We start from the raw sequence: 24,582 nt of genomic DNA on the forward strand, positions 1-24,582 counted from the left end.
TCTAATTGTCATTATCTGACTTCATGAATCGGCTGAGGTTAAAAATTGAGAGCTGATTTTTTCTGGGTTCAATTTGTGGAGTAAGCCTATCTTTCTTAATGTCATTTACTTTTAGGGTAAACATAATATCGCTTACAGTGTAAATGGTGATAATTAACTCAAGCGTTACAAGTAGCCCGTAAAATAACAAAAAAGAGCCGATAAATTCTCCCTCTATTACTGCTGGCGCAAATGCTTTATTTATTCCAGAGATAAGCAGTACGAATACATAAACAATCAGAGGGTAAGCCATGTCTGATATTAATACTTTGGGCCCAAAAGGTAACTCGTCGATTGAATGACATCCCTCCATCCAGGCAATAAGCCTGTCTTGAATCGAAAATAGAAGCGCATATACACCGATACCAAAACCTAGAATGGATGGAAAAATAGCTAGCGCAATATCAGAAGAAGGGAAGCTTGTATATCCAAGATCAAAATACCCTATGAATAATGCGGATAAGGCTACCGCAGTAACGATGTTCGCGCCTAGTTTTCTAAACCAATGCCCAAATGGAGCTATAGTTGTCGAGGCCTCATCAGCTCCGTTGTAAACGTAACTATTGATGATTGAGACTAACGGCCCAAGGATTGGTATTTTTTTTATATACTTCATTTTTAGCCTTCGGATGACTTTTGGTCTGCGGATGTGATGTGGCTAAGAATCCTTTTTATTAACCCTCTATTTTTTAAGGACTTACCGCCGAGCATTGATACATCTTCCTTAATTACGTTCTGGCTTTCGTTAGAGTTGAACTTTTGCTTATTGTTATCTTTGTCATAATAGACGGCTTTTAATGAACCAAACTTCATTGCCAATTGCATCAAAAGCATAGCTCTCTCTGTCGGCTTCATCTTTTTTCCGCTCGCTGCTTTTTCAGTCAATTTTGTTTGTACAATACCATTTTCTCGTAACTCTTCCTCTGTCATTTTCAACTTTTGTTGTTCAATTGCATCAAACAACTGATGGTTTGAAAAAGTAACACTAACCTCTGCACTAGAAAAACGTTCTTTATTTAACAATAGGGTTTCAAACTGTTCCCTAGAGTTTAAAACCTCTACGGTAAGTACATGTTCTGGAAAAATGTTTGTTGCGGATTTTGCTAAGATCTCTCTAAGCGCTTGAAGGCATTTTTCTATCGTAGGTAGGTTTTGAAACTCAACTGCTAATATATGGAGCTCATAGTTGAATAAGAAGATATTTTCTTTGATGTTTTGGGCTCCGACACCACTTGATCTATGACGAGTTGCGTTATTGAAAACATTCTTAACTTCTTCAACATAATCAAACATCCTTAAGGTCCCTTTACAACACTGAACTTGAGCCCTTACCTCTCCAAAACAAATATACCTTTTAGCTTGAATTTTAGAAGACATTTCAAGAATGTTCTTTTTGCTTTTAGCTTCTTTATTGAACTCATTAAGCTCTGTGAACAGTTGTTTGTATCCAGTTGCACCAATGAAGTCATGCTTCGGGTCTGGGAGAAGTTGGACATTGAAAAAAATAAAATGACTCATCAGTGAGTTCCGAGGTTGAAAAGCGATATATATTAATTAGTTATAATGGTTTTTGTCAATGAGGAATGTTCTTGGCTGGGAGTATAACGGACTTCACAAAATAGTGTTACGCACTGCAAACTGGCAATCTGTCGGTTGTTTACCTTGATTAACCCACTTTACTTAGGTTTATACTTCCCACTAACGCCTCATGCTGGTTATATATGCTGACACTCATGATTAATGGAGGCGTTCAAAGTTCAAGGATATGTGAGATAAGTGTAAAGTTATTTGATTGCCATACATGTCCTAATCCTACTACCCACTATTTGGACTTAAACTCTAAATCATTTTTGTCCGTGCGTGAGCTAGCATAACTCAGCAGATTAAAAATGATCTCTTTACTCACTCCCCTGCAGAATATGCTTCTTTAGCAAATCCCAATATAACTGATAGGCAATTATCTGCTCGTCATACCAATCATGCTTATTGTAAATAGCCATGATGCCACCTAGCTCATGCCCCAACATCTTTTCCGTTACATGCGGCATGATTTTATTTTCACTCAGTCGAGTGGAAATTGTTCGCCTGAAGTCGTGAGGTACAAAGTGAGGGTAATCGAGCCGTTCATTTAAGCGTTGTACGTATCGATTCAGCGCATGAGTAGAAAGCGCTTTATCCTGGCTTAACCCCTCAATCAAGAAATGCCGGTCTGGCCCATAAATAAAATCTAGCGACTCGATAATACTAATGCTTTGGTTACTTAACGGCCGCCTGATCATTTTGCCCGTTTTAGAGCGTTCTTTAGGCAATATCCATATCGCCTTATCAAGATCAAACTCGCAGCGTTTAGCACCTCTTATCTCAGCGTTACGTGCGCCGGTTAAAATAAGCAGCTTTACACAAGCTTTGGTTTTAGGTGTCGCCCTACTCGCTTCAACTTGGCGCCATAACCCAACAACCTCCCCCCACTCTAATACGCGCTCTCTGCGCGACTGGTGAGCACCAATTGCTTTGATCGGTATATCTAAGCAGGAAGATGACTTTATTTCACCACGCGCTTTTGACCAACGTATCACCGTTTTTAAACGCTTGAGAATACTCCCAGCGTTTGCGGGTGTCGTTTCTTCTCTTACACCATCAAGTAACTTAATCCATTCTGTGTAACGGTACCGCTCAACATCGATATTGAAATTAGGCGTTATGTACTTAGAGATAAAGCTTTCATACAAAACAACTGTAGTCGGCGATAACTGCGGGTAAGCGTATGCTTTCATAAAGTCGTTGCAGATATCCCCAAGCAGCCGCGCAGCACCTCTATTAACGCCGTGGCAGCGAGGGTCCAAATTATCAACTAACAGCTGTCTATACTCCAGCGCGGTTGCACGAGCCCCGGCAAGTTTAAGATCTGGATACCGACCAATCTTGATCCGCTGTTGCTTAGCTTGCCAACGAAAGCGATAATAAAAGGTAATGACAGCATTATTGGTAATTCGTACACTGACACCATCACGATCAGCAATCTCAATGGGGCCGTGGTAAGGTGCTTTTATATTCCTTAATTTACTATCAGATAATGCCATTTTATCAACCTTCGCGTGATGCACATTGTTAACAATTGTGATGCACATTATGATGCACATTATGATGCACAATTTTATTTTAACACTGTATTTCAAGGTTGAATACAAGCGAACCCAATTCACCCTTAAATACTGATAAATAAAGAAAATATCTGTATTTTTGATACATAAGCGAACTATGAATAACACTAAGAAACAGCCTACTTTATTTTGGCACGATTATGAAACATTCGGTGCAAACCCAGCAAAAGACAGACCGTCGCAGTTTGCAGGGGTCAGAACGGATATGGACCTCAATATTATTGAGGAGCCTGTGACCTTTTACTGTAAACTGGCAAACGACTACCTCCCGTCGCCTGAAGCCATTTTGATAACTGGGATCACGCCGCAACTGGCTAATCTAAAAGGGATGCCTGAAGCTGAATTCATGGCTAAAATTAACCAACAATTCAGCCAAGAAAAAACCTGTGTTGTCGGTTATAACTCAATTAGATTCGATGATGAAGTTACTCGTTATGGCTTTTATCGTAACTTCTTCGATCCCTATGCTAGAGAGTGGCAAAATGACAATAGCCGCTGGGACATCATTGATTTAGTGCGTGCTTGTTATGCATTTAGACCCGATGGAATAAACTGGCCACAGAAAGAAGATGGCTCTCCTAGTTTTAAACTTGAACAACTCACTGTTGCCAATGGCCTTAGTCATGAAAAAGCGCACGATGCGATGTCTGATGTTTATGCAACCATTGCTATGGCTAAGCTTATAAAGTCAGTACAGCCTAAACTCTTCGATTACTACTTCAGCTTACGACGCAAACAAGAAGTCACTAAGCTAATCGACGTGCTAGAAATGAAGCCGTTAGTGCATGTAAGTTCGAAAATTAGCGCGTTAAATGGCTGCACCACATTAATCGCACCGCTTGCCTTTCACTCCACCAATAAAAATTCGGTTATATGTGTCAATTTAACCATGGACGTCACGCCACTCATCGAGTTAACTGCTGAGCAAATTCGAGAACGAATGTACACAAGGCGTGACGATTTGGCTGAAGATGAGCTACCTATCGGCATCAAACAGATCCATATCAACAAAAGCCCATTCCTTGCCGGTGCTAAAACGTTAACCGATGAGAATGCCGCGCGTCTTGATATCGATAAAGCATTTGCCAGAGAGCAATACAAAAAGCTTAGACAGCACCCGGAGATAAGAGAAAAGCTGGTTGCGGTGTTTGATATCGAGTCTGATAGAGTCATTACAGATCCTGATCTTCAGCTTTATAGCGGTGGCTTCTTTAGTCGCGCAGACAAAGCAAAAATGGAGATGATCCGTAATACTAAGCCCGTCAACTTAGCAGCACTTGAGCTGTCATTTGACGATGAACGCCTACCGGAAATGCTATTTCGATATAAAGCACGTAATTATCCTGAAACACTTGATGAGTCAGAGCTCATTCGTTGGCGTGAATTCTGTCAGCCAAGACTCAATGATCCTGAGTATATGATCAAGCTTGAAAACATCATTGAAGAAACTGAACAAAATGAAACAAAGCAGAAATTATTACAGGCTTTGTGTCATTATCTTAGAAGTCTTTAGGATTTTTAGACGGCAGAATGCGATCTAGATCGCATTCTATATGTAACAAGCTTACTAGAATGTTATTTCATTAGCGTTAATAAAAAGGCAGTAGCGTATGCAAGACCGATTTTTAAAAAGCATAGCTAATTTACCAGAGTCTCTGGCTAAGGCACTTGTACCGATTCTAGATAAAGACTTTACTGGGCATATCGATGCTCAGCAACTTAATGAATTGAAAACAGCAACCCAGATGGAAGAACAAGCATTACTGCTTGCCTTATTACCTATTGCAGCAGCACTTGCAAGAGTACCTATCAGTAACTTTTATGTTGGCGCTATTGCTAAAGGCAAAAGTGGTGACATCTATATGGGTGCCAACCTTGAACTTGCTGGTGAAGCGCTGTTTCATTCTGTGCACGCAGAGCAGAGCGCGATTAGCCATGCTTGGCTAAGTGGTGAACGGCAAATTGAAGATGTCATCGTCAACTTCTCACCATGTGGCCACTGTCGCCAATTTATGAATGAGCTGGTTGAAGGCCAGAAAGTGAACATCCACCTTCCTGAACAAAAAATGCTACCTCTGTCCCATTATCTACCCTATGCCTTTGGTCCGAGCGATCTGAATATCACAGAGCCCTTGCTAACCAAACAGCAGCATACGCTAACGCTTGATTCTGCCGATCCGATGATTATTGAGGCTGTAGATCATGCAGGCCTGAGTTACGCTCCGTACACTAAAAATTATGCTGCTGTGGTATTAGAAACGAAAGATGGCGCTACTTTTTGTGGCCGTTATGCAGAAAACGCTGCATTTAACCCATCGATGTTACCAATGCAAATGGCCTTGTCGACTATGGCGCGTCACAATCGTGATTTCAGTGACATTAACCGTGCTGTACTTATCGAGTCCGCTAAAGGCGTGGTTTCATTAGTGGGTGCAACAATGGATGCGCTACACGCAGTTGCCGCTGTAGAACTTGAACATATCGTTGTTGAGCCTGAATAACGCATATACTTGCGTGTTATTCTTAGCTTAAATTAAAATGGACTGCAAAAGCAGTCCATTTTTTTATACTCAATAAATTAACGTCTGTTTTTTTCAAGCTTTGCCAGTAAACCAGAGGTATCCCAACGATTACCTCCCATCGACTGTACTTCCGAATAAAATTGATCGACCAGCGCGGTTAGCGGCAAGTGAGAACCATTGCTACGTGCTTCATCTAGTGCAATGCCTAAGTCCTTGCGCATCCAGTCAACCGCAAAACCAAAGTTATACTCGCCCTGCCACATTGTTTGATAACGATTTTCCATCTGCCACGATTGCGCAGCACCTTTACTGATCACTTCAACCACTTTTTCACCGTCTAAACCCGCGCTACGAGCAAAATGCAGACCTTCAGCGAGTCCTTGTACCACGCCAGCGATACAGATTTGATTCACCATTTTGGTCAATTGCCCGGCACCCACGTCACCAAGTCGCTCCGCACAGCGTGCATAGGAGTCAATGACAGGTTTAACGCTATCAAAAGTTGTTTCTGCACCACCGGCCATAACCGTCAGTACACCTTTTTCAGCACCGGCTTGCCCACCAGAGACTGGTGCATCGATGAAGCCAACTTCAATTTTGCTTGCCGCTGCTCCAACCTCCCTTGCAACGTCTGCAGAAGCCGTGGTGTGGTCAACGAGGATAGCGCCAGGTTTCATACCGGCTAACACTCCCTCTGCCTCAAGTGTTACTTGTCGTAAGTCAGCATCATTGCCAACACAAATAAATACAATATCTTGGCCTTCTGCTGCCGCTTTGGGAGTGGAATAATATTGTCCTGAAAACTCGTCACACCAAGCCTTAGCTTTAAACTCAGTACGATTATATACCGTCACATCATGACCATTTTTGACCAGATGACCCGCCATGGGATAACCCATCACACCTAAACCGATGAATGCAACTTTAGCCATTATTATTCCTATTTGTAGGGTTATTTTATGTTGTTTAAAGGCATTCTACTGCGCTTAGCGCGAACAAAACAGTCTCTCGCAGATAATAAAAAAGCCAGCAAAATGCTAGCTTTCTATTCTTATAGTCAGACTTAACCCTATAAAGTCACGTGCGCTGCCATTTCTGCACCAATTTTTTTGCGCATATCCATTAACCGCACGGCAGACTCACGCAATTCAATATCAGCATCAGTGCTCGGAACCCACTCAGGAACCTGTGTTGGCTGTCCAGCATCGTCAACCGCAACCATAATCAACACACAATGCGTTGTAAGATGCCTTTCAGACTCCTTTGGATCGCCTGCTTTTACGTCGATCCCTAAATGCATTGACGTTCTACCAGTATAAATGACTTTAGCAGTGACCTCGACGATATTCCCAACATGAATAGGCTTAACAAAACGAATTCCGCCAGCATAAGCCGTAATGCAATATTTACCACTCCAACCCGCAGCGCAAGCGTAACCCGCGAGATCAATCCATTTCATTACCGCGCCGCCGTGGACTTTACCACCAAAATTAACGTCTGCAGGTTCTGCTAAAAATCGTAACGTGAGCTGTCTATCGGTTCCTGCCATATCGACCTCAATACATAGTAATTTATAGCTTTAGTTTACACCTTTTCACTTAGCAACACATTATGCCAATGGCAATACATACTTGTAAGCTCATAGGAAAGTCAAATCTTCGAAGCCAGTCATTAGGTTTTGCTAATCATAATGCTCAACATGAGGGCGTGCCCAGCTTCCAACCGCTTATATCTCAGTGTTGTCGCTCTGACGGTGCCTGTACCATTGACTCAACTGTCAAATTAGATTTCAAAGCTTTGGGGCCGCTCTACATAGCTCAGTAATTCAATAGACTGGTTGTTTCTATCCAAAGTGAACCACCAAATATGATCCCAGCGCCATCAGCGGCAATGCCAAACGATAGATCCATACTTGAGTGCTAGCACTTAAAAACTTCGCCCCTTTAAATATCCCATATATCGCAATACCCAGCAGAAATAGACCGATGATAAGTGCACCGGTAAGAGCACTGTATTGGTCACTGATAGAAATCGCAGTCACCAATAAGGCAAACCAGATAAAGGCAAAACCTGCCGCTGCTGCATTAAATGTTTTAATCCCGATCATGAGCTTAGGGTGCAAATTAACCACCTCTCCTCTGATGAGTTCATTTAAGTTTGCAGTGAGTACTCCCAATACCGGCATGATCGGGATCACAAGTGGATTTATCAATTTTTCAACCTCAAATATGATGTTTAACGCTATGTAACTAGTATCTGCCTCAATAAGTGGTTATACCAGTTTAGAGTGGCAAGATGAACCAAGGTTAACCTGTGAAATATACAAAGTTAATCTAACGAGGATAAAGCATATTATTTGAGGTTTAAAAAATGATTTCCATAAAAAAAGCGCCATAGAGGCGCTTTAATAATGAGTGGTTGTGGCTAGATTTTCTTAAACAGTAACGAGCCGTTAGTGCCACCAAATCCAAACGAGTTACAGAGACCATACTCAAATTTACAGTCACGTGCGGTATGAGGAACAAAGTCCAAATCACAGCCTTCATCTGGATTATCTAAATTCAATGTTGGCGGAATAACCTGATCTCGAAGTGCTAACAAAGTAACGATAGCTTCAACAGATCCTGCCGCACCCAAAAGATGCCCTGTCATTGATTTAGTCGAGCTAACAGCTAAGTCGTATGCATGAGCACCAAACGTCGACTTTACCGCTGCAGCCTCCGCTCTATCGCCTGTAGGGGTCGATGTACCATGGGCATTAATGTAGCCGATAGCTTCACGACCAATTTTAGCATCATTAATCGCATTCGCCATTGCCGCTGCAGCGCCTGCACCATCACTTGGAGGTGACGTCATATGGAACGCATCGCCACTCATACCGAACCCGACAAGTTCACCGTATATGGTTGCACCACGTGCTTTGGCGTGTTCGTATTCTTCCATGACCATGACACCAGCACCATCGCCAATGACAAATCCATCACGGTCTTTGTCCCAAGGTCGGCTAGCCGCCAGTGGATCATCGTTACGGGTAGAAAGCGCTTTGGCAGAGCCAAAACCTGCAACCGCTAATGGACAAGTAGCATCTTCAGCGCCACCTGCAACCATAACATCAGCGTCGCCATACGCGATTGTACGCGCCGCAAAACCAATATTATGCACACCTGTAGTACAAGCGGTTGTCACCGCGAAGTTAGGGCCTGTCATGCCGTATTTAATCGATAGGTGACCTGATATCATATTAATGATGGTGCTTGGCACAAAAAATGGCGACACTTTACGCGGTCCACCTTTCAATAAAGCGCTGTGATTTTTCTCAATCAAAGGTAATCCGCCCATGCCCGCACCAATAGCGGTGCCTACACGTCCAGGATCAACCTTGTCCATCTCTAAACCTGAATCTTCTACAGCTTGTATGCCAGCAGCCATACCGTATTGGATAAACAGATCCATCTTACGGGCATCTTTACGTGACATGTACTGTTCAACGTCAAAGTCTTTAACAGAACCGCTAAAACGAGTAGTGAACTCGCTAGCATCAAATTTGGTTATTGGTGCGATACCACTTTTACCGGAAACCAGTGCTTTCCAAGTTGAATCTACAGTATTGCCCACAGGGCTAACTAGGCCTAAGCCAGTTACGACGACACGACGTTTAGACACGCTATCACCTTTATCTAATTAAAAATGAATTGTTATGATAGTACTAAAGAGTTTGAACTACCAATACCTTCACGAGCCAGGTCTGATTGGTGTATTGAAGCGGAAGCGAGGACATTATTGCTTAAAGACTTACATCAACCAGCGGCTTTTACAAACAAAAACAGGCGGCATAAATGCCGCCTGTTTTCAGAAATTCTAGATTACTGATTCTTAGAAACGTAATCGATCGCTGCTTGAACAGTAGTGATCTTTTCTGCTTCTTCATCAGGGATCTCGGTATCAAACTCTTCTTCTAGAGCCATAACCAATTCAACAGTGTCTAGAGAATCGGCACCTAAATCGTCAACGAAAGATGCTGCTGATTTAACGTCTTCTTCTTTAACACCTAGTTGCTCGATGATGATTTTCTTTACACGTTCTTCGATGTTGCTCATTGTTTTCTTTCCTATTCAAATTACGCACTTGCGTAAGATTGCGAGTAGTTTATTGAATTTGACAGACATTGCAAGCTTAACTTTTGTGGTCTAACCACAAAATGGGCTCACGTTTGATGCAGATCACCTCTCGAAAGAGGTAATAGCCCGTCATTCACTTAAACCATGTACATTCCACCGTTCACATGGAGAGTCTCTCCAGTGATGTAAGCGGCAGAGTCGGACGCTAAAAAGAGGACTGCGTTAGCAATTTCCTGCGCCTGACCAAGTCTTTCCATTGGCACTCTAGACATAATAGCTTGTTGCTGCTCTTCCGTCAGCTCATCTGTCATGTCTGTCTGGATAAATCCAGGAGCAATAGCATTAACTGTTATTTGACGAGATGCAACCTCTCTTGCAAGAGATTTTGTAAATCCGATCAAACCTGCTTTAGCAGCAGAGTAGTTAGTTTGGCCTGCATTGCCCATGGTGCCTACCACAGAGCCAATATTGATGATGCGTCCATGACGTTTTTTCATCATAGGTCTCATGACCGCTTTTGAAGTGCGAAATATCGAAGTTAGGTTAGTGTCAATAATATCTTGCCACTCATCGTCCTTCATTCGCATCAATAAATTATCACGAGTAATGCCTGCGTTGTTAACTAAAATATCAACATCGCCAGCTTTTTCTTTAATTGTGCTGAACAAGGCTTTAACCGAGTCGCCGTCAGTAACGTTTAAAACAAGACCATGACCATTATCACCTAAATAGGCTTGAATAGCTTCTGCGCCACGTTCACTTGTTGCTGTCCCTATTACCACAGCACCAGCAGACACTAGAGTCTCAGCTACTGCACGACCAATACCACGGCTAGCGCCTGTTACAAGGGCAACTTTGCCAGTCAGATCAAAACTTATACTCATTAGATTTCCTTATTCGGTCAATGCCGCGAATGACGCAACATCGTTAATTGCTTTTGCTGTTAGTGAGCGATTGATACGCTTACTAAGCCCAGTCAGTACTTTTCCTGGACCAATTTCAAACAAATCGGTGATACCCTGCTCGGCCATTAGCTCTACAGTTTCCGACCATCTGACTGGACAATATAACTGGCGAACCAATGCAGCTTTAATCTCTTGTGCTGCATTAGGGCTTGCGACATCAACATTATTGATCACTTTTACTGAAGGTATGCTGAATTCAATATCAATTAGTGCTATTGCAAGTTTATCTGCAGCAGGTTTCATCAATTGGCAATGTGAAGGTACACTCACTGGTAGCGCAACGGCCATTTTGGCACCGTTTTCTTTACATATTGCCGCAGCGCGTTCTACGGCTGCTTTTTCACCCGCAATCACGACTTGACCGGGGCTATTATAATTAACAGGGCTAACGACTTCGCCTTGAGCAGCTTCTGCGCACGCAGTTGCGATAGCGTCATTGTCTAAACCGATTATGGCAAACATGGCGCCAGTGCCTGCTGGAACCGCTTGTTGCATTAGCTGACCACGTAGCTCAACCAATTTAATTGCCGCTTCAAAACCCATCACACCAGCACACACGAGTGCTGAGTATTCACCCAGACTATGGCCAGCCATCACCTTTGGCAAACTTTTACCCGAGGCTGCATAAGCGCGATAAATTGCAACACTCGCCGCTAATAACGCTGGCTGAGTTTTATCGGTTTGATTCAGCGCTTCAACCGGACCTTGTTGAACGAGTTCCCAAAGGTCATAACCTAGAACGTTGCTTGCTTGAGCAAATGTCTCACCTATAATCGGTTGAGATTCGGCAAGTTCTGCCAACATTCCTAATGCCTGTGAACCCTGTCCTGGGAATACAAAAGCTGTATTTTCCATATTAATCTACCTTTAAAATTGACGTCTTACCGTTAATACGGCTGTTAGAACCGAACTAAAGCACTTCCCCAGGCAAATCCTGCACCGAAGGCTTCAAGCAAAATCATTTGACCACGTTGGATACGCCCATCTCTCACGGCTTCATCTAAGGCAATCGGCACTGACGCAGCGGATGTATTACCATGCTTTGCTAAAGTCAGTACGACTTTATCAAGACTCATGTCCAATTTCTTTGCGGTCGCTTTGATAATTCTAAAATTAGCCTGATGTGGCACCAGCCAATCAATATCAGACTTTTCAATATTATTTTGACGCAATGTTTCAGTGACAACATGGGACAGTTGCGTAACGGCAACCTTAAACACGTCGTTACCTTTCATCGTCATGTACCCAAGCTCTTCTGAATCATCCCCTTTACGCGATGGAATAGAACACTTTAACAAGTCAGCTTGACGGCCGTCAGCATAAATATGCGTTGAAATAATACCAGGTTCTGTGGATGCACTTAATACTGCTGCGCCGGCACCATCGCCAAATAGAATGATAGTCGAACGGTCTTCAGGTTTACACAAACGAGATAATACATCGGCACCGATAACCAACACATTGCGCGCCGCACCCGATTTTACATATTGGTCAGCAACCGATAATGCGTAAACAAAACCAGAGCATGCTGCTGCAATATCAAATGCCGGAATAGTATGAATTCCAAGCATCGCTTGAATTTCACAAGCCGCGGCGGGGAAAGCATTGCTCGCACTAGTGGTGCCACAAACAATCATATCGATTTCAGTTGCATCAATACCGGCCATTTCGATGGCTTTTAATGCAGCTTGATACCCCATCGTCGCAACAGTTTCTTCTGCTGCAGCGATTCGACGCTCTGAAATACCTGTGCGATCAACGATCCATTGGTCGGTGGTTTCCACCATTTTCTCTAGATCTTGATTACTGCGCACTTGTACCGGTAGATAACTACCAGTACCGAGAATTTTTGTATGCATAAGAAATTTATCAGCTATTAATATCTAAAAGAATCGACTCTAGACGGTCTTCGATCATCTGAGGGAGTCGACGTTGTGCTTCTGTTACTGCCAAGCTTATTGCTTGTAAAAAAGCAGTTTCATCTGCACACCCATGACTTTTTACTACAATTCCGCGCAATCCTATCAGACTTGCGCCATTGTAGTGGTCGGGGTTCATCTGATCTAACAAAGAATGAATGCGTGGCGCTATAATTTTGGCGAGAATACGTACAAAAAAACCATCAGACAGGCCTTTTTTCAACTGATGAATGAGTAGCCTTGCAATACCTTCCGACGTTTTTAACGTAATATTGCCGACAAAACCATCACACACGATCACATCGACATTACCCGAATAGATCTCATCACCTTCAATAAAACCAGTGTAGTTCACTTGAGGAATTTGTTGCAGTAGTTGACCTGCCTGCTGAACCTGGTCATTACCTTTAATCTCTTCAATACCGACATTGAGCAAAGCCACCTTTGGCGAAACCGTTTTATCAACCGTTTCACTCAGCACTGAGCCCATCACCGCAAATTGGAGTAAAGTTTCTGAATCGCAAGATACGTTTGCACCTAAGTCTAATAAATAAACAGGCGTATTATTTACCGCAGGTAAACAAGTAACAAGTGCTGGGCGGTCAATGCCGGGCAAAGTCTTAAGCAGTACTTTGGACATCGCCATTAACGCACCTGTATTACCCGCGCTCAAGCAAGCTTGTGCTTTACCGTCACGCACTAATTCTATTGCGAGACGCATAGAACTTTGCTTACGATTTCTTAAGGCATGGACAGGTCGATCGGACATAGTAACCACTTCGGTTGTATGTTTAATCTCAATACGATTTTTAACTGCTGGTTCAGCAGATACAAGATATTTGTCTATCTGGACTTGATCGCCCACGAGTATGACTTTTAAGAGGGGGTTTAAGCGAAGTGCCTGCAAAGTTGCAGGCACTGTGATGCGGGGACCAAAGTCGCCCCCCATCGCATCTAACGCAAGCGTCAGATTTGTCATCAGGGTCTCAACAATTACTTGTTGATAACCTTTTGACCACGGTAAAAACCATCCGCAGTCACATTGTGACGAAGGTGTAGTTCACCACTCGTTGAATCCACAGACAATTGAGGCGTGCTCAATGAATCATGTGAACGACGCATTCCGCGCTTTGAACGAGATTTTTTGTTCTTTTGTACAGCCATTGGACCTGTCTCCTAGATTACTTGCTCTTCAGTTTTTCTAACACTGCAAACGGATTTGGACGCTCCTCTTGAGCGGGTTCGATCTCGCCTACAACTACGTCTTGTTTACCTTGATGACAATCTTCATTCTCATGCATGGCAATCAAAGGCATAGCGATTATCAATTCATCTTCGATCAATTGATGTAGACGCACTTCGCCAATTTCATTGCACTCAATAGGCTCATACACATCCGGGAGCTCATCGATTTCAGCTTCAGTCTTACAAAGACCAAAACTAAACTCGACCGTAACCTCAGTGGTAAATAGTGTCATACAACGTTGACAATCCAGAGTGAGCTCCGTCACAGCCTTCCCGTTAAGGTAGACTATCCCCTGTATATCTACGCCACATTCAAGCGACACTGCCACATCAGAACAGTCGCCGGCACATAATTCATTTAATCGCTTTAACTGCTTACCGGGCACCAAACCTTCATACGAAAGTTGGCTAGCGGAAGCGCGAACGGGATCAATTGAAACCGGTATCTTTACTGTTTGCATAAGGCGCGCATTTTAGGTGAATTTTAGCAGAAGTCAACACCCTTATTCTTCCAAGGTGATTAACCGCCGATGGATTCAGCTAAGTGAGTTGTTAGGTAACCGCATTGTACAAGAAACCCAAGGCGCATGACATTAAATTTCAGCGGTAAATGCGTTTAAGTGTTCGTAAATCCATCGAAGGCGCAAAATTTGTGATAACAGCGCTACTATCGAGCTATTTTCGCATCCGATTAATACCCCTTCGGCTAAGCATTAGGTCCGTTTGATGCCGTTTGTGCTCCCCCCTCTTCGGATAAACGGCAAGTAAAATCGTCGCACGACTCGCAACGTTAGCGATTAGCACTGGTTAATAAAAATAAACACTTGGTACAAAATGATTTTCGCTAACCAATCTTAGTATGACTTAACCGCCGAGCCAGCCCTTGATACCCAACTAACGATAATATGATCAAGCATTGCTATCCCTTCTCTCGCCACAGCGCCCAATACCATGGCAAATAAAATGGTGGGATAAAGTGGTCGACTCACGTCACCACTTAAATGCACCACAACGCTGAGCATAATTAGAATCGCGACCCATAGCTTAAACATATTTATCTCCAAGTGAATGTCTTCTGCGACTGCATGGTATTCACCAACACCTGTATAACGGCTGAACATTACCTGTTGACATCAATTTACCCTATCAATAGATATTATTACGTAAAATAGAAGTAAGGCCATCATCCATTGATGTCGTCTTGTAAAAGATAAAAAAGGCGTTGAGTACAATAATGACTTGCTAATGCCATTCATCTTTAGCGAAAATACTTATCTATAAAAGTATCTCGATTGCCAACTCTAAGGTTAAACCATGTCAAAAGCGCTTATATTGGCCTCCACATCTCCATTTCGAAAGCAGCTCCTAAATAAGCTCAACTTGCCCTTTAGCTGCTGCTCTCCTGAAGTCGATGAAACACCTTTAAACAACGAATCCCCAAAAGACTTAGTTCTTAGGCTATCCAAGCTTAAAGCGGCGGCAGGCGCAGCCAAATATACCAAGGGTGTCGTAATTGGTTCTGATCAAGTAGCAGTCATCAATAATCAGATTATTGGCAAACCACTTAATCGTGAAACCGCAATACAACAACTGTCACAATCGAGCGGTCAATCCATCACCTTCTATACAGGACTGGCGCTACACGATGTAGAAAGCGGTCAGGTTGAAGCTATCGTCGAACCCTTCATTGTCCACTTTAGGACGCTCACCCCTGAAGCCATTAGCCGTTATGTCGATATTGAACAACCTTTTTATTGTGCTGGTAGCTTTAAATGTGAAGGTTTGGGTATTGCACTATTTGAACGCTTAGAAGGTAAAGACCCCAACACATTAGTCGGTCTGCCGTTAATCTCTCTCATCGATTTATTGCACCTACAAGGGATAGATGTGTTGTAAATGACAATGTCTGCCGAGACTAGATGAGTATGCTCATGACGCGAGGGAGTGAATATGAAAGAAAGTCGTCAAAAGCGTGCAAGCTGCAGCAACTGAGATAAATATAATGACAAGGATGGACAGTGGCGAGTCACCAATTTGGATTGACGAGACCGCGGCACTGTCGTCCTACGAGCGTTAACGCGGTTTAGCGTTAAGCATATGAATAACTTATAGCACGCTCAACAGCGCTAACGGCGTAGCGATAATGGCTTTGGGCTGCGCTAAAATCAGTTTGTCGTGGCTATGAGCACCGTAGCTAACGCCTACCGCATCAATGCCAGCGTTATTTGCCATGTTCAAATCATGCAAAGAGTCACCGACCATCACCGCACGTTCAGGCGCAACATTAAGCTCTTTTAACAACTCGAGCAGCATGTCAGGATTAGGCTTACTTTTTGATTCATCAGCGCAGCGGCTAGATTCAAAATGATGACCCAAACCTGTTTCGGCTAAAACGCGATTTAAACCATTTCTACCCTTACCTGTCGCCACGGCCATACGATAGTTTCTCGCCGATAGCTGCTTTAGTAACGTTTCACTATCCGCAAACAATGGGCTCGGAGTGGTGTTTAGCGTTAAGTAATGCTCTTTATACGAGGCTATCATTGGCGCAAAGTTAGCTTGCCCCAACAATGGGTAAAGCGTCTTAAGCGCTTCATCCATAGATAAACCAATAATATCACGAATAGCGTTTTCGCTTGGCTTAACTAAAGATAGAGAATCGGCCATCTGTTGCATACAGGCCACGATTTTACTGATGGAGTCCATTAAGGTTCCATCCCAATCAAAAATGACGAGTTCGTATGACTTCATGCTTTTTTAAGCTTGGCTAGCGTTGATTCTAGAATAGGATCCATTGGCGCTTTTACTTCCATCATCTCTTCAGTGTCAGGATGAATAAACCTAAGCTGAGCAGCGTGTAAAAAGAGTCTATTCAATCCGTGGACACGCATCGAGTCATCAAATTTCTGTTCGCTGTACTTTTCATCACATGCTATAGGGTGACCCGCATATTGACAATGCACACGAATTTGATGAGTTCGACCCGTGATAGGACTTGCTTGAACAAGCGTTGCATCACTATAACGTTGCATGATCTTAAAGCGGGTTTCACACTCTTTACCCTCTTTATTGACTCTAACAATGCGTTCACCAGATTTAAGCGTTAGTTTTAATAACGGTGCTTTGACTGCCTTATCATGCTTTTGCCACTCACCTCTAACAAGCGCTAGGTAATCTTTTTGCATCTTCTTAGATCTAAGTTGATCATGTAGATGTTTTAGCGCACTGCGTTTCTTGGCAATGAGCAACAGGCCTGAAGTGTCTTTATCTAAGCGATGAACCAGTTCTAAAAACTTCTGCTGAGTGCGTAACGAGCGCATTGCTTCAATAACACCAAAATCAACACCACTGCCACCATGTACTGCGATACCTGATGGTTTATTCAGTACAATAATGAATTTATCTTCGTAGATAATACGGTCTTCTAACTGCGAGACTTTCGTTAATTTAGCTGACGGCCCAGGACGTTCACTCGAATCAGAGACACGCATAGGCGGGATACGCACGATATCTCCATCTTGTAATTTGTACTCAGGTTTAATGCGTTTCTTATTAACTCTCACCTCCCCTTTACGTACAATCCGATAGATCATACTTTTAGGAACGCCTTTTAATTTAGTTAACAAATAATTATCGATACGCTGTCCGGTATGGTCTTCATCGATGGTAACCATTCGAACTTCTACTTTAGGAGATGGAGTATTCATGCTGCGCCGCTATGTGTTTCGTTGTGCATATTGTACAACAAGTGAAAAGAATTGTGCCTTTTCAATTGCTGATTTTATCTATTATTGCTATATTTCTCTCGCTAACGGGGATAACCAGTGGATAAAGTGTTCACAAATCCCCCATGCATCACGTTAAAGCATGAGACTAAAAATGTTTACAGTTTGATAGTAAATAATTGATTTACAGGTCGTTGTATCAATCAAAAGGTCAATAAATGGACCTTCACGACTAAATCAAAACGTAATCCCAACTTACAACTGGTTTCTCTGCTTTAAACGCCCCAATTTCGAAGAATAATTTTAACTCGTCGTCAGACGCTACCATTTCGAATTGGCATTACCGGAAAGTATTTAAGAATTTATGGGGTTGGTTGACGTTTTACAACGAATTCCTTGTTTTTGTAAACATTAAAAAATAAGCCATAAATAGGATGCGACACGCAGAGAATGCGTCTAACAGCAATGCGCACCTTGCCTAGAGACCGACCGTGAGGTCCTGTTTTTTAATCCTAGGCCCGTAATGCAGTGAAATAAGTATCGTTTGATGACCTTTATAAAGAAGAATTAAATCATCATGAAACGGATGTTAATCAATGCAACTCAATCTGAAGAGTTGCGCGTAGCCCTAGTTGATGGGCAACAATTATACGATCTAGATATTGAAAGCCCAGGTCACGAACAAAAGAAATCAAATATCTATAAAGGGACGATCACTCGAGTAGAGCCGTCTTTAGAAGCTGCTTTTGTTGACTATGGTGCCGACCGCCATGGCTTTCTCCCTTTAAAAGAGATCGCACGCGAATATTTCCCAAAAGGTTACTCTTTCCAAGGCCGTCCTAATATTAAGGAAGTCATAAAAGAAGGCCAAGAAGTTATTATTCAAATTGATAAAGAGGAGCGTGGCAACAAAGGCGCTGCACTCACAACCTTTATCAGTCTTGCGGGTTCTTATCTTGTATTAATGCCAAATAACCCAAGGGCTGGCGGTATTTCTCGTCGTATCGAGGGTGACGAACGTACTGAGTTAAAAGCAGCACTTTCTGAACTTGATATCCCACAAGGTATGGGCCTCATCGTCCGTACTGCGGGCGTAGGAAAAGAGCCAACTGAATTGAAGTGGGACCTAAAAGTTCTGCAACATCACTGGGCTGCAATTAAAGAATCGGCTGAAAGTGCGCCGGCTCCTTTCTTAATCCACCAAGAAAGCAACGTTATTGTTCGTGCTATCCGCGACTATTTACGTCGTGACGTTGGTGAGATCCTAATCGATCACCCACGTATTTATGAAGAAGCTAAAGAGCACGTTTCGTTAGTACGTCCTGACTTTGTTGAGCGTATTAAGCGTTATGACGCTGAAGTGCCACTATTCACGCATTTCCAAATCGAGACTCAAATTGAATCGGCCTTCCAACGTGAAGTTCGCTTACCCTCTGGCGGTTCGATTGTTATCGACCCAACAGAAGCATTAACCTCTATTGATATTAACTCTGCCCGTGCCACTAAGGGCGGCGATATTGAAGAGACTGCGCTAAACACTAACCTAGAAGCGGCCGACGAAATTGCACGTCAATTACGTCTACGTGATTTAGGTGGTTTAGTGGTCATCGATTTCATCGATATGACCCCTGTTCGCAATCAACGTGAAGTTGAAAAGCGTATGCAAGATGCTGTTCATCATGACCGAGCACGCGTCCAATTAGGCCGTATATCACGCTTTGGTTTGATGGAGATGTCACGCCAACGTTTGCGTCCTTCTCTAGAAGAGTCAGCAGCTCACCTTTGTCCACGTTGTCATGGACAAGGCACCGTTCGCGGTACTGAGTCACTTGCCCTTTCAATTTTGCGTTTGATGGAAGAAGAAGCCATCAAAGAAAACACATCGCAAATTGAGGCAATTGTTCCTGTTGATGTTGCTGCGTTCCTATTGAACGAAAAGCGTAAAGCAATTCGTATCACCGAAGAACGTCACAATGTTGAAGTGTATGTGATCCCAGATCCAAACATGACCACACCTGATTATCGCGTTGTACGTCATCGTAAAGATGACCAAATCAGCGAATCTAGCTATAAATTGCTTGAGCAAGAAGAAGCTAAGCTTTACGAGCCTCGTAAACTTGAAAGAGCTGCGCCACCACAGCCAGCACTGAAAGGTTTCTCAACGCCACAAATAGCAGCGCCTACACCTGCAGAAGCTAAACCCGCGCCAGTGAAACCAGCTGAGCCCGGTTTATTTGCTAAAATTGCAGCCGCAATCGGCTCACTTTTTAGTAGCAGTGAAGAAGTAAAGGTTGAACCTAAGCAGCAAGATAAAACAAGCCGCAATGGTCAAGCACGTAACAATAATCGTCGCAATAGCAATAACCGTCGCAACGACCCTCGCCGCAACCGCAATGAAGGTCGTAACGAAGGCCGCAATGAAGGTCGTAGTGACAGTGAGCAAGGTAAAGATACGCGTACTAAGAGCAATCGCAGTGACGCTAATGAAAACCAAGCAAAAGTGCAAGAAGAGACTAAACGTCCACAACGTAGCGAAAAGCCACGTAAGGCCGTAGAAACAACTAGCACCGAAACTGTCGAGCCTAAGCAAGAAGCAGCACGTGAGCGTCGTCAACGTCGTAACATGCGCCGTAAAGTTCGCGTCAGTAACGAGCAAGAAGAAACTAAAGCAGTGGTAGCTCAAGCTGAAGAGCCTGTTCAAACACAAGCAGTTGCAGATGATAAGCCCGCTCGTCCTAAGCGCCAGCCTCGTAAGCCAAGAGCTAAAGTTGAAACAGTAGAAAATACTGAAGCAACTGATGACGCTGTTGCAGTAGTGGCTAACGTTGAAGTCGCAAATGTTGTTGAAACCAACACAGCGACAGATACAACGCCTAAGACTGAAGTTGTTTCAACACCGATTGAAACTGCTGAGTCAGTTGCTATTGATCAAACTGAAGATGCAACAGATGATAAATCACGTGAACCTCGAGAAGGTCAGCGTAGAAGCCGTCGTAGTCCCCGTCACCTTCGTGCCGCAGGCCAACGTCGTCGTCGCGATGAAGATGAAAACACCTCTGAGACTCCAGCATTTACACCAAATGACATGGTCGAAGTTGCAACGTCTGCTCAAGCTTATGAAACTCACGAAGAAGCACCTGTTGCTAAAGTTAATGAGCCTAAAGTTGAAGCTGCTCCTGTAGAAGTCGCAGTAAAAGCTGAACCTGTCGCAGTTAAAGCAGAAACAGTAAAAGCTGAGCCTGTCGCAGTTAAAGCCGAAACAGTAAAAGCTGAACCTGTCGCAGTTAAAGCCGAAACAGTAAAAGCTGAGCCTGTCGCAGTTGAAGCTGAAACTGAAACTGAAACTGTAAAAGCTAAAACTAACTCAGTAGCAAGTTCATCAGCGATGAATACATCACCGGCTTATAAGCCTGCGACTGAAGTTAAAGCTCCTGCTCCTACAGCTAACGTGGTTGAAGCACCTGTTGTTGCTAAGGCTGCACCAGCGGTTACGGTAGAAGTAAAACAAGAGCCTAGCCCAGTTGTAACGCCTGAGCCTGTTAAAACCGCTATTGCAGTAAAACCTGTAGAAGCTACTGTTACCTCAAAGACTGTATCTGCACCAATGGCAAAACCAGTAGCCATTAAGCCTACTGAAAGCAAAGCGGTTGAAGTCGAAGCGGTTACACAGCCTGCGGCAATAGAAGTAAAGCCTGTTGCTAAAGCTAAGCCAGCAAGTCGTTTTGGTTCAATGGTGATGTCTGATACGACAAAGCCCGTTGTTAACGTTAGAGAGAACATAGAGACCCCAGCTGGTCGCCAATATGAAACCTCTGAACAAAATGATGAAGTAAAATCAAGAGTTTCAAACAGTGCTAACTCGGATATGACTCGCACCTAATCTAGATTTAGACTCGCGACAAAAAAGCCATGCTGAAGAGCATGGCTTTTTTATTTTAAAACAACGTGAATTTTGATAGTATGCGCGCCCAGACTTATTCCTATTCAACAAACTGTTAACAGAGGTTAAATGTTCGATCTCATTCGTCACAAAACGGCCAGTTCAAGAGCTGACTTACTTTCAGGCTTAACCGTCGCCCTTGCTTTAGTACCAGAAGCGGTAGCATTTGCATTCGTAGCGGGTGTTGAACCTATGGTCGGTTTATATGCCGCCTTTATCATGGGATTGATCACTGCCGTTATTGGTGGCCGCCCAGGTATGATTTCTGGTGCTACTGGCGCTATGGCTGTTGTTATGGTGGCACTCGTTGCCGAACATGGCGTGCCATACCTTTTTGCCGCTGTTGTACTCGCCGGTCTCATTCAAGTCTCTGCCGGTGTTCTTAAGCTCGGTAAATTTATCCGTATTGTGCCCTACCCAGTCATGATAGGTTTTGTGAATGGCTTAGCGATTGTTATTTTCTTAGCACAGCTAGGGCAATTTCAAACACCTGACGTTAATGGTGTTATGAGCTGGTTACCTCAAGACCAACTGATACTGATGTTAGGTCTTGTGGCTGTTACCATGGCAATCATTCAGTTTTTGCCAAAACTAACGACCGCGATCCCATCATCACTTGCTGCCATTCTAACCGTGACTTTGCTAGTAACCTTCTTAAATCTAGACACGCGTACCGTATTGGATTTTCTGAAATCAATGAGCGGTGATGAACACGCAACAATCGCGGGTAGCTTACCCACTTTCTCTATACCGGCTGTTGAGTTTAGTTTAGCAACCCTTTACATCATTCTACCTTACTCACTTATTCTGGCCGCTGTAGGCCTGATTGAGTCGCTATTAACATTGACCGTTATCGATGAAATGACAGGTACTCGTGGTCGTGGTAACAAAGAGTGTATTGGTCAAGGTGTTGGTAACATCACTAGTGGTTTCTTTGGTGCTATGGGTGGTTGCGCGATGATTGGTCAATCAATGATCAACATTAACTCTGGCGGCCGTGGTCGTCTATCAGGGATCTCGGCAGCACTAGCCCTACTTGCCTTTATCTTGTTCGGCTCATCATTAATAGAAATGATCCCGCTTGCAGCACTTGTTGGTGTGATGTTCATGGTGGTGTTAGGTACATTTGAATGGGCTAGCTTTAAAGTCATGCGCAAAGTCCCTAAACACGATGCGTTTGTGATTATCCTAGTGACAATCGTGACAGTATTCACTGATTTAGCATTTGCTGTGTTTGTTGGTGTTATTGTGTCGGCATTAGTCTTTGCATGGGAACATGCAAAACATATCAACGTAGAGATCAGTGAAGATAAAAATGGCTGGAAAGTTTATAAGCTAAATGGTCCACTGTTTTTCGGTTCAGTTGCTGAGTTTTTAGACCTCTTCCCTGCTAAAACAGATCCTGAAGATGTGATAGTCGACTTCCAGAACTCTCGCGTTTGTGACCACTCTGCACTTGATGCTATCGATACCTTAGCTGAGCGTTATGTCAGTGAAGGTAAGAAACTGCATTTACGTCATCTCAGTAATGACTGTAAAGAGTTACTGCATAAAGCAGGTGATTTAGTTGAAGTTAACTTGATTGAAGATCCTCACTATAAAGTCGCTGACGATAAACTCGATTCATAACAGTTTACATCAGCAATAAAAAAGACGAGCTAAATAGCTCGTCTTTTTTTGTCTGCGATTGACTGCCTATTTCACGACTTATCTTTCATTAACTCTGCAAAGAGTACTTTTACTTTATCGACTTTAGGTTTAACGATGATTTGACAATAAGGTTGCTCACCATTAAGTTCAAAATAGTCTTTATGACCATCTTCAGCAGCAAAAAAACCATTAAAAGCTGAGACTTCAGTCACTATCGGGTTTTGCCATACGCCCGCATCAGTCATCGTAGCAATCATGCCGTTAGCAATTTCAGCCTGCTTCTCACTATGAATAAACACAACGGAGCGATACTGTGGCCCGCTATCGTTTCCTTGCCTGTTTAACGTAGTTGGATCATGGCTTTGCCAAAATACGGCTAACAGGTTGTCGTAGCTAATAATCTTTGGATCAAACTCAATATGCACGACCTCAGCATGCCTTGTCATGCCACTGCAGACCGCCCTGTAATTGGCATCATCAGCATCACCTCCGGCATAACCTGAAACAACACTATTAACGCCTTTTAAAGGCGTAAAAACCGCTTCAGTACACCAAAAACAACCGCCACCAAAGGTGGCTAATTCATACTGTTTTTCAACGATAGGCGTGGCCGATGCAGACTTAAAGGTCATTGATACCGAATTAACACAGTGTCTGACATTCTTAGGAGTGAGAAACTCCCCTTCAAATACATGGCCTAAATGTCCATCACACTGTGCACAGACGATTTCAACACGTTGACCATCAGCATCAATATTGCGTTTTACCGCGCCGCTAATTTCATCATCAAAGGCTGGCCAACCACAATGGGCATTAAACTTACTGTCTGAGTTGTACAAAGGCGCATCGCATTTCTTACAACAATAAGTTCCTTCAGCTTCGTGCTGATAATACTCTCCGCTAAAAGGTCTTTCAGTGCCTTTTTGCTCTATGACTTGTTTTTCAATTTCTGTCAGTTTATGCATGATAACGACTCTATCTATATTTTATATCTTGATCCACATAGACCATAGATCCAACCAAATGCTTTCATATACCATCACTAATCGGCCATTTTACGGCGCAATTTGTATATCCGATAAATCAACACCCGTTCTATATTCTAGCCAATAATGCCACAGAACAGCGTGAATGTTGCTTACTTAACAAAAAACATTAATTTTTTTAGCCGTATAATACTCAGCAGTGTTAATTGATAACACTCTAATATCTATTGTATTAATGTCTATCTCAGCAACACTATTCATCTTGGTAAACAATAACCGATGTGATCTAAATCACTAACGTTTGCGTCGCGG

At 43.1% G+C, this 24,582-nt stretch carries 23 protein-coding genes; 5 read left to right on the forward strand and 18 right to left on the reverse strand.

The window, feature by feature from the left end; all coding sequences use genetic code 11:
- Position 1: 1 nt before the first annotated feature.
- The 3 genes from CXF83_RS15170 to CXF83_RS15180 all read right to left on the reverse strand — a co-directional run bounded on the left by CXF83_RS15170 (position 2) and on the right by CXF83_RS15180 (position 3,119).
- Entirely contained in the window at positions 2 to 655 is a 654-nt protein-coding gene (locus tag CXF83_RS15170; protein WP_101091545.1) for a hypothetical protein, read from the reverse strand.
- Positions 656 to 657: 2 nt separating this feature from the next.
- Positions 658 to 1,557, reverse strand: a complete 900-nt coding sequence (locus CXF83_RS15175) for a DUF4747 family protein (protein ID WP_101091544.1) — start codon at positions 1,555 to 1,557, stop codon at positions 658 to 660.
- Between the two features lie 380 nt (positions 1,558 to 1,937).
- Positions 1,938 to 3,119 (reverse strand): tyrosine-type recombinase/integrase, encoded by a 1,182-nt coding sequence (locus tag CXF83_RS15180; protein ID WP_101091556.1) that lies wholly within the window; start codon positions 3,117 to 3,119, stop codon positions 1,938 to 1,940.
- A gap of 178 nt (positions 3,120 to 3,297) precedes the next feature.
- Between CXF83_RS15180 and sbcB the strand changes: the two genes are divergently transcribed.
- Together sbcB and cdd are read left to right on the forward strand one after the other, a co-directional pair.
- The gene (sbcB, locus tag CXF83_RS15185) at positions 3,298 to 4,713 is read left to right on the forward strand and encodes an exodeoxyribonuclease I (protein ID WP_101091543.1); all 1,416 of its coding nucleotides are present in this window, start codon (positions 3,298 to 3,300) and stop codon (positions 4,711 to 4,713) included.
- Between the two features lie 97 nt (positions 4,714 to 4,810).
- Positions 4,811 to 5,701, forward strand: a complete 891-nt coding sequence (gene cdd, locus CXF83_RS15190) for a cytidine deaminase (protein WP_101091542.1) — start codon at positions 4,811 to 4,813, stop codon at positions 5,699 to 5,701.
- Positions 5,702 to 5,778: 77 nt separating this feature from the next.
- On the opposite strand, the gene CXF83_RS15195 is transcribed toward cdd, so the two are convergent.
- The 12 genes from CXF83_RS15195 to CXF83_RS15250 all read right to left on the reverse strand — a co-directional run bounded on the left by CXF83_RS15195 (position 5,779) and on the right by CXF83_RS15250 (position 15,021).
- Entirely contained in the window at positions 5,779 to 6,654 is an 876-nt protein-coding gene (locus CXF83_RS15195; RefSeq protein WP_101091541.1) for an NAD(P)-dependent oxidoreductase, read from the reverse strand.
- Positions 6,655 to 6,791: 137 nt separating this feature from the next.
- Positions 6,792 to 7,271 carry an acyl-CoA thioesterase gene (locus CXF83_RS15200; RefSeq protein WP_101091540.1) on the reverse strand — a complete coding sequence of 160 codons (480 nt, stop codon included), beginning with the start codon at positions 7,269 to 7,271 and terminating at the stop codon, positions 6,792 to 6,794.
- A 294-nt stretch (positions 7,272 to 7,565) separates the two neighbouring features.
- Complete coding sequence (locus tag CXF83_RS15205) at positions 7,566 to 7,934, reverse strand: hypothetical protein (RefSeq protein WP_101091539.1); 369 nt, start codon at positions 7,932 to 7,934, stop codon at positions 7,566 to 7,568.
- A 212-nt stretch (positions 7,935 to 8,146) separates the two neighbouring features.
- Positions 8,147 to 9,385: a beta-ketoacyl-ACP synthase II gene (gene fabF, locus CXF83_RS15210; protein ID WP_101091538.1), complete on the reverse strand. Its 1,239-nt coding sequence runs from the start codon at positions 9,383 to 9,385 to the stop codon at positions 8,147 to 8,149.
- Positions 9,386 to 9,585: 200 nt separating this feature from the next.
- A complete protein-coding gene (acpP, locus tag CXF83_RS15215; RefSeq protein ID WP_011496723.1) occupies positions 9,586 to 9,819 on the reverse strand; it encodes an acyl carrier protein in 234 nt (77 codons plus the stop codon).
- A gap of 158 nt (positions 9,820 to 9,977) precedes the next feature.
- Complete coding sequence (fabG, locus tag CXF83_RS15220) at positions 9,978 to 10,724, reverse strand: 3-oxoacyl-ACP reductase FabG (RefSeq protein ID WP_101091537.1); 747 nt, start codon at positions 10,722 to 10,724, stop codon at positions 9,978 to 9,980.
- A gap of 9 nt (positions 10,725 to 10,733) precedes the next feature.
- Positions 10,734 to 11,660 (reverse strand): ACP S-malonyltransferase, encoded by a 927-nt coding sequence (fabD, locus tag CXF83_RS15225; protein WP_101091536.1) that lies wholly within the window; start codon positions 11,658 to 11,660, stop codon positions 10,734 to 10,736.
- A 44-nt stretch (positions 11,661 to 11,704) separates the two neighbouring features.
- Positions 11,705 to 12,664, reverse strand: coding sequence for a beta-ketoacyl-ACP synthase III (locus tag CXF83_RS15230; protein ID WP_101091535.1), 960 nt, complete (start codon positions 12,662 to 12,664; stop codon positions 11,705 to 11,707).
- 10 nt (positions 12,665 to 12,674) lie between these two features.
- On the reverse strand, positions 12,675 to 13,703 hold the full coding sequence (gene plsX, locus CXF83_RS15235; protein WP_101091534.1) for a phosphate acyltransferase PlsX: 1,029 nt from the start codon (positions 13,701 to 13,703) through the stop codon (positions 12,675 to 12,677).
- A 14-nt stretch (positions 13,704 to 13,717) separates the two neighbouring features.
- Positions 13,718 to 13,888, reverse strand: a complete 171-nt coding sequence (rpmF, locus tag CXF83_RS15240) for a 50S ribosomal protein L32 (RefSeq protein WP_012142966.1) — start codon at positions 13,886 to 13,888, stop codon at positions 13,718 to 13,720.
- A 17-nt stretch (positions 13,889 to 13,905) separates the two neighbouring features.
- Positions 13,906 to 14,430 carry a 23S rRNA accumulation protein YceD gene (yceD, locus tag CXF83_RS15245; protein ID WP_101091533.1) on the reverse strand — a complete coding sequence of 175 codons (525 nt, stop codon included), beginning with the start codon at positions 14,428 to 14,430 and terminating at the stop codon, positions 13,906 to 13,908.
- A gap of 393 nt (positions 14,431 to 14,823) precedes the next feature.
- The gene (locus CXF83_RS15250; RefSeq protein ID WP_102039990.1) at positions 14,824 to 15,021 is read right to left on the reverse strand and encodes a hypothetical protein; all 198 of its coding nucleotides are present in this window, start codon (positions 15,019 to 15,021) and stop codon (positions 14,824 to 14,826) included.
- A 262-nt stretch (positions 15,022 to 15,283) separates the two neighbouring features.
- On the opposite strand from CXF83_RS15250, the gene CXF83_RS15255 reads away from it, so the two are divergent.
- On the forward strand, positions 15,284 to 15,865 hold the full coding sequence (locus CXF83_RS15255; RefSeq protein WP_101091531.1) for a Maf family protein: 582 nt from the start codon (positions 15,284 to 15,286) through the stop codon (positions 15,863 to 15,865).
- 210 nt (positions 15,866 to 16,075) lie between these two features.
- On the opposite strand, the gene CXF83_RS15260 is transcribed toward CXF83_RS15255, so the two are convergent.
- Together CXF83_RS15260 and rluC are read right to left on the reverse strand one after the other, a co-directional pair.
- The gene (locus CXF83_RS15260) at positions 16,076 to 16,720 is read right to left on the reverse strand and encodes an HAD family hydrolase (protein ID WP_101091530.1); all 645 of its coding nucleotides are present in this window, start codon (positions 16,718 to 16,720) and stop codon (positions 16,076 to 16,078) included.
- Positions 16,717 to 17,676, reverse strand: a complete 960-nt coding sequence (rluC, locus tag CXF83_RS15265) for a 23S rRNA pseudouridine(955/2504/2580) synthase RluC (protein ID WP_101091529.1) — start codon at positions 17,674 to 17,676, stop codon at positions 16,717 to 16,719. Before rluC ends, CXF83_RS15260 begins: the two co-directional genes overlap by 4 nt.
- A gap of 595 nt (positions 17,677 to 18,271) precedes the next feature.
- On the opposite strand from rluC, the gene rne reads away from it, so the two are divergent.
- Complete coding sequence (rne, locus tag CXF83_RS15270) at positions 18,272 to 21,574, forward strand: ribonuclease E (protein WP_101091528.1); 3,303 nt, start codon at positions 18,272 to 18,274, stop codon at positions 21,572 to 21,574.
- 129 nt (positions 21,575 to 21,703) lie between these two features.
- Positions 21,704 to 23,263 (forward strand): SulP family inorganic anion transporter, encoded by a 1,560-nt coding sequence (locus tag CXF83_RS15275; RefSeq protein WP_101091527.1) that lies wholly within the window; start codon positions 21,704 to 21,706, stop codon positions 23,261 to 23,263.
- A 71-nt stretch (positions 23,264 to 23,334) separates the two neighbouring features.
- On the opposite strand, the gene CXF83_RS15280 is transcribed toward CXF83_RS15275, so the two are convergent.
- Entirely contained in the window at positions 23,335 to 24,249 is a 915-nt protein-coding gene (locus CXF83_RS15280; RefSeq protein WP_101091526.1) for a bifunctional methionine sulfoxide reductase B/A protein, read from the reverse strand.
- Positions 24,250 to 24,582 lie beyond the last annotated feature (333 nt).

It is taken from the genome of Shewanella sp. Choline-02u-19 (genome assembly GCF_002836205.1).
GTDB lineage: Bacteria > Pseudomonadota > Gammaproteobacteria > Enterobacterales > Shewanellaceae > Shewanella.

Coding starts and splice junctions, on each gene's coding strand:
- CXF83_RS15170 (WP_101091545.1), bottom strand. CDS start 655: ATGAAGTATATAAAAAAAATACCAATCCTTGGGCCGTTAGTCTCAATC.
- CXF83_RS15175 (WP_101091544.1), bottom strand. CDS start 1,557: ATGAGTCATTTTATTTTTTTCAATGTCCAACTTCTCCCAGACCCGAAG.
- CXF83_RS15180 (WP_101091556.1), bottom strand. CDS start 3,119: ATGGCATTATCTGATAGTAAATTAAGGAATATAAAAGCACCTTACCAC.
- sbcB (WP_101091543.1), top strand. CDS start 3,298: ATGAATAACACTAAGAAACAGCCTACTTTATTTTGGCACGATTATGAA.
- cdd (WP_101091542.1), top strand. CDS start 4,811: ATGCAAGACCGATTTTTAAAAAGCATAGCTAATTTACCAGAGTCTCTG.
- CXF83_RS15195 (WP_101091541.1), bottom strand. CDS start 6,654: ATGGCTAAAGTTGCATTCATCGGTTTAGGTGTGATGGGTTATCCCATG.
- CXF83_RS15200 (WP_101091540.1), bottom strand. CDS start 7,271: ATGGCAGGAACCGATAGACAGCTCACGTTACGATTTTTAGCAGAACCT.
- acpP (WP_011496723.1), bottom strand. CDS start 9,819: ATGAGCAACATCGAAGAACGTGTAAAGAAAATCATCATCGAGCAACTA.
- fabG (WP_101091537.1), bottom strand. CDS start 10,724: ATGAGTATAAGTTTTGATCTGACTGGCAAAGTTGCCCTTGTAACAGGC.
- fabD (WP_101091536.1), bottom strand. CDS start 11,660: ATGGAAAATACAGCTTTTGTATTCCCAGGACAGGGTTCACAGGCATTA.
- CXF83_RS15230 (WP_101091535.1), bottom strand. CDS start 12,664: ATGCATACAAAAATTCTCGGTACTGGTAGTTATCTACCGGTACAAGTG.
- plsX (WP_101091534.1), bottom strand. CDS start 13,703: ATGACAAATCTGACGCTTGCGTTAGATGCGATGGGGGGCGACTTTGGT.
- rpmF (WP_012142966.1), bottom strand. CDS start 13,888: ATGGCTGTACAAAAGAACAAAAAATCTCGTTCAAAGCGCGGAATGCGT.
- yceD (WP_101091533.1), bottom strand. CDS start 14,430: ATGCAAACAGTAAAGATACCGGTTTCAATTGATCCCGTTCGCGCTTCC.
- CXF83_RS15250 (WP_102039990.1), bottom strand. CDS start 15,021: ATGTTTAAGCTATGGGTCGCGATTCTAATTATGCTCAGCGTTGTGGTG.
- CXF83_RS15255 (WP_101091531.1), top strand. CDS start 15,284: ATGTCAAAAGCGCTTATATTGGCCTCCACATCTCCATTTCGAAAGCAG.
- CXF83_RS15260 (WP_101091530.1), bottom strand. CDS start 16,720: ATGAAGTCATACGAACTCGTCATTTTTGATTGGGATGGAACCTTAATG.
- rluC (WP_101091529.1), bottom strand. CDS start 17,676: ATGAATACTCCATCTCCTAAAGTAGAAGTTCGAATGGTTACCATCGAT.
- rne (WP_101091528.1), top strand. CDS start 18,272: ATGAAACGGATGTTAATCAATGCAACTCAATCTGAAGAGTTGCGCGTA.
- CXF83_RS15275 (WP_101091527.1), top strand. CDS start 21,704: ATGTTCGATCTCATTCGTCACAAAACGGCCAGTTCAAGAGCTGACTTA.
- CXF83_RS15280 (WP_101091526.1), bottom strand. CDS start 24,249: ATGCATAAACTGACAGAAATTGAAAAACAAGTCATAGAGCAAAAAGGC.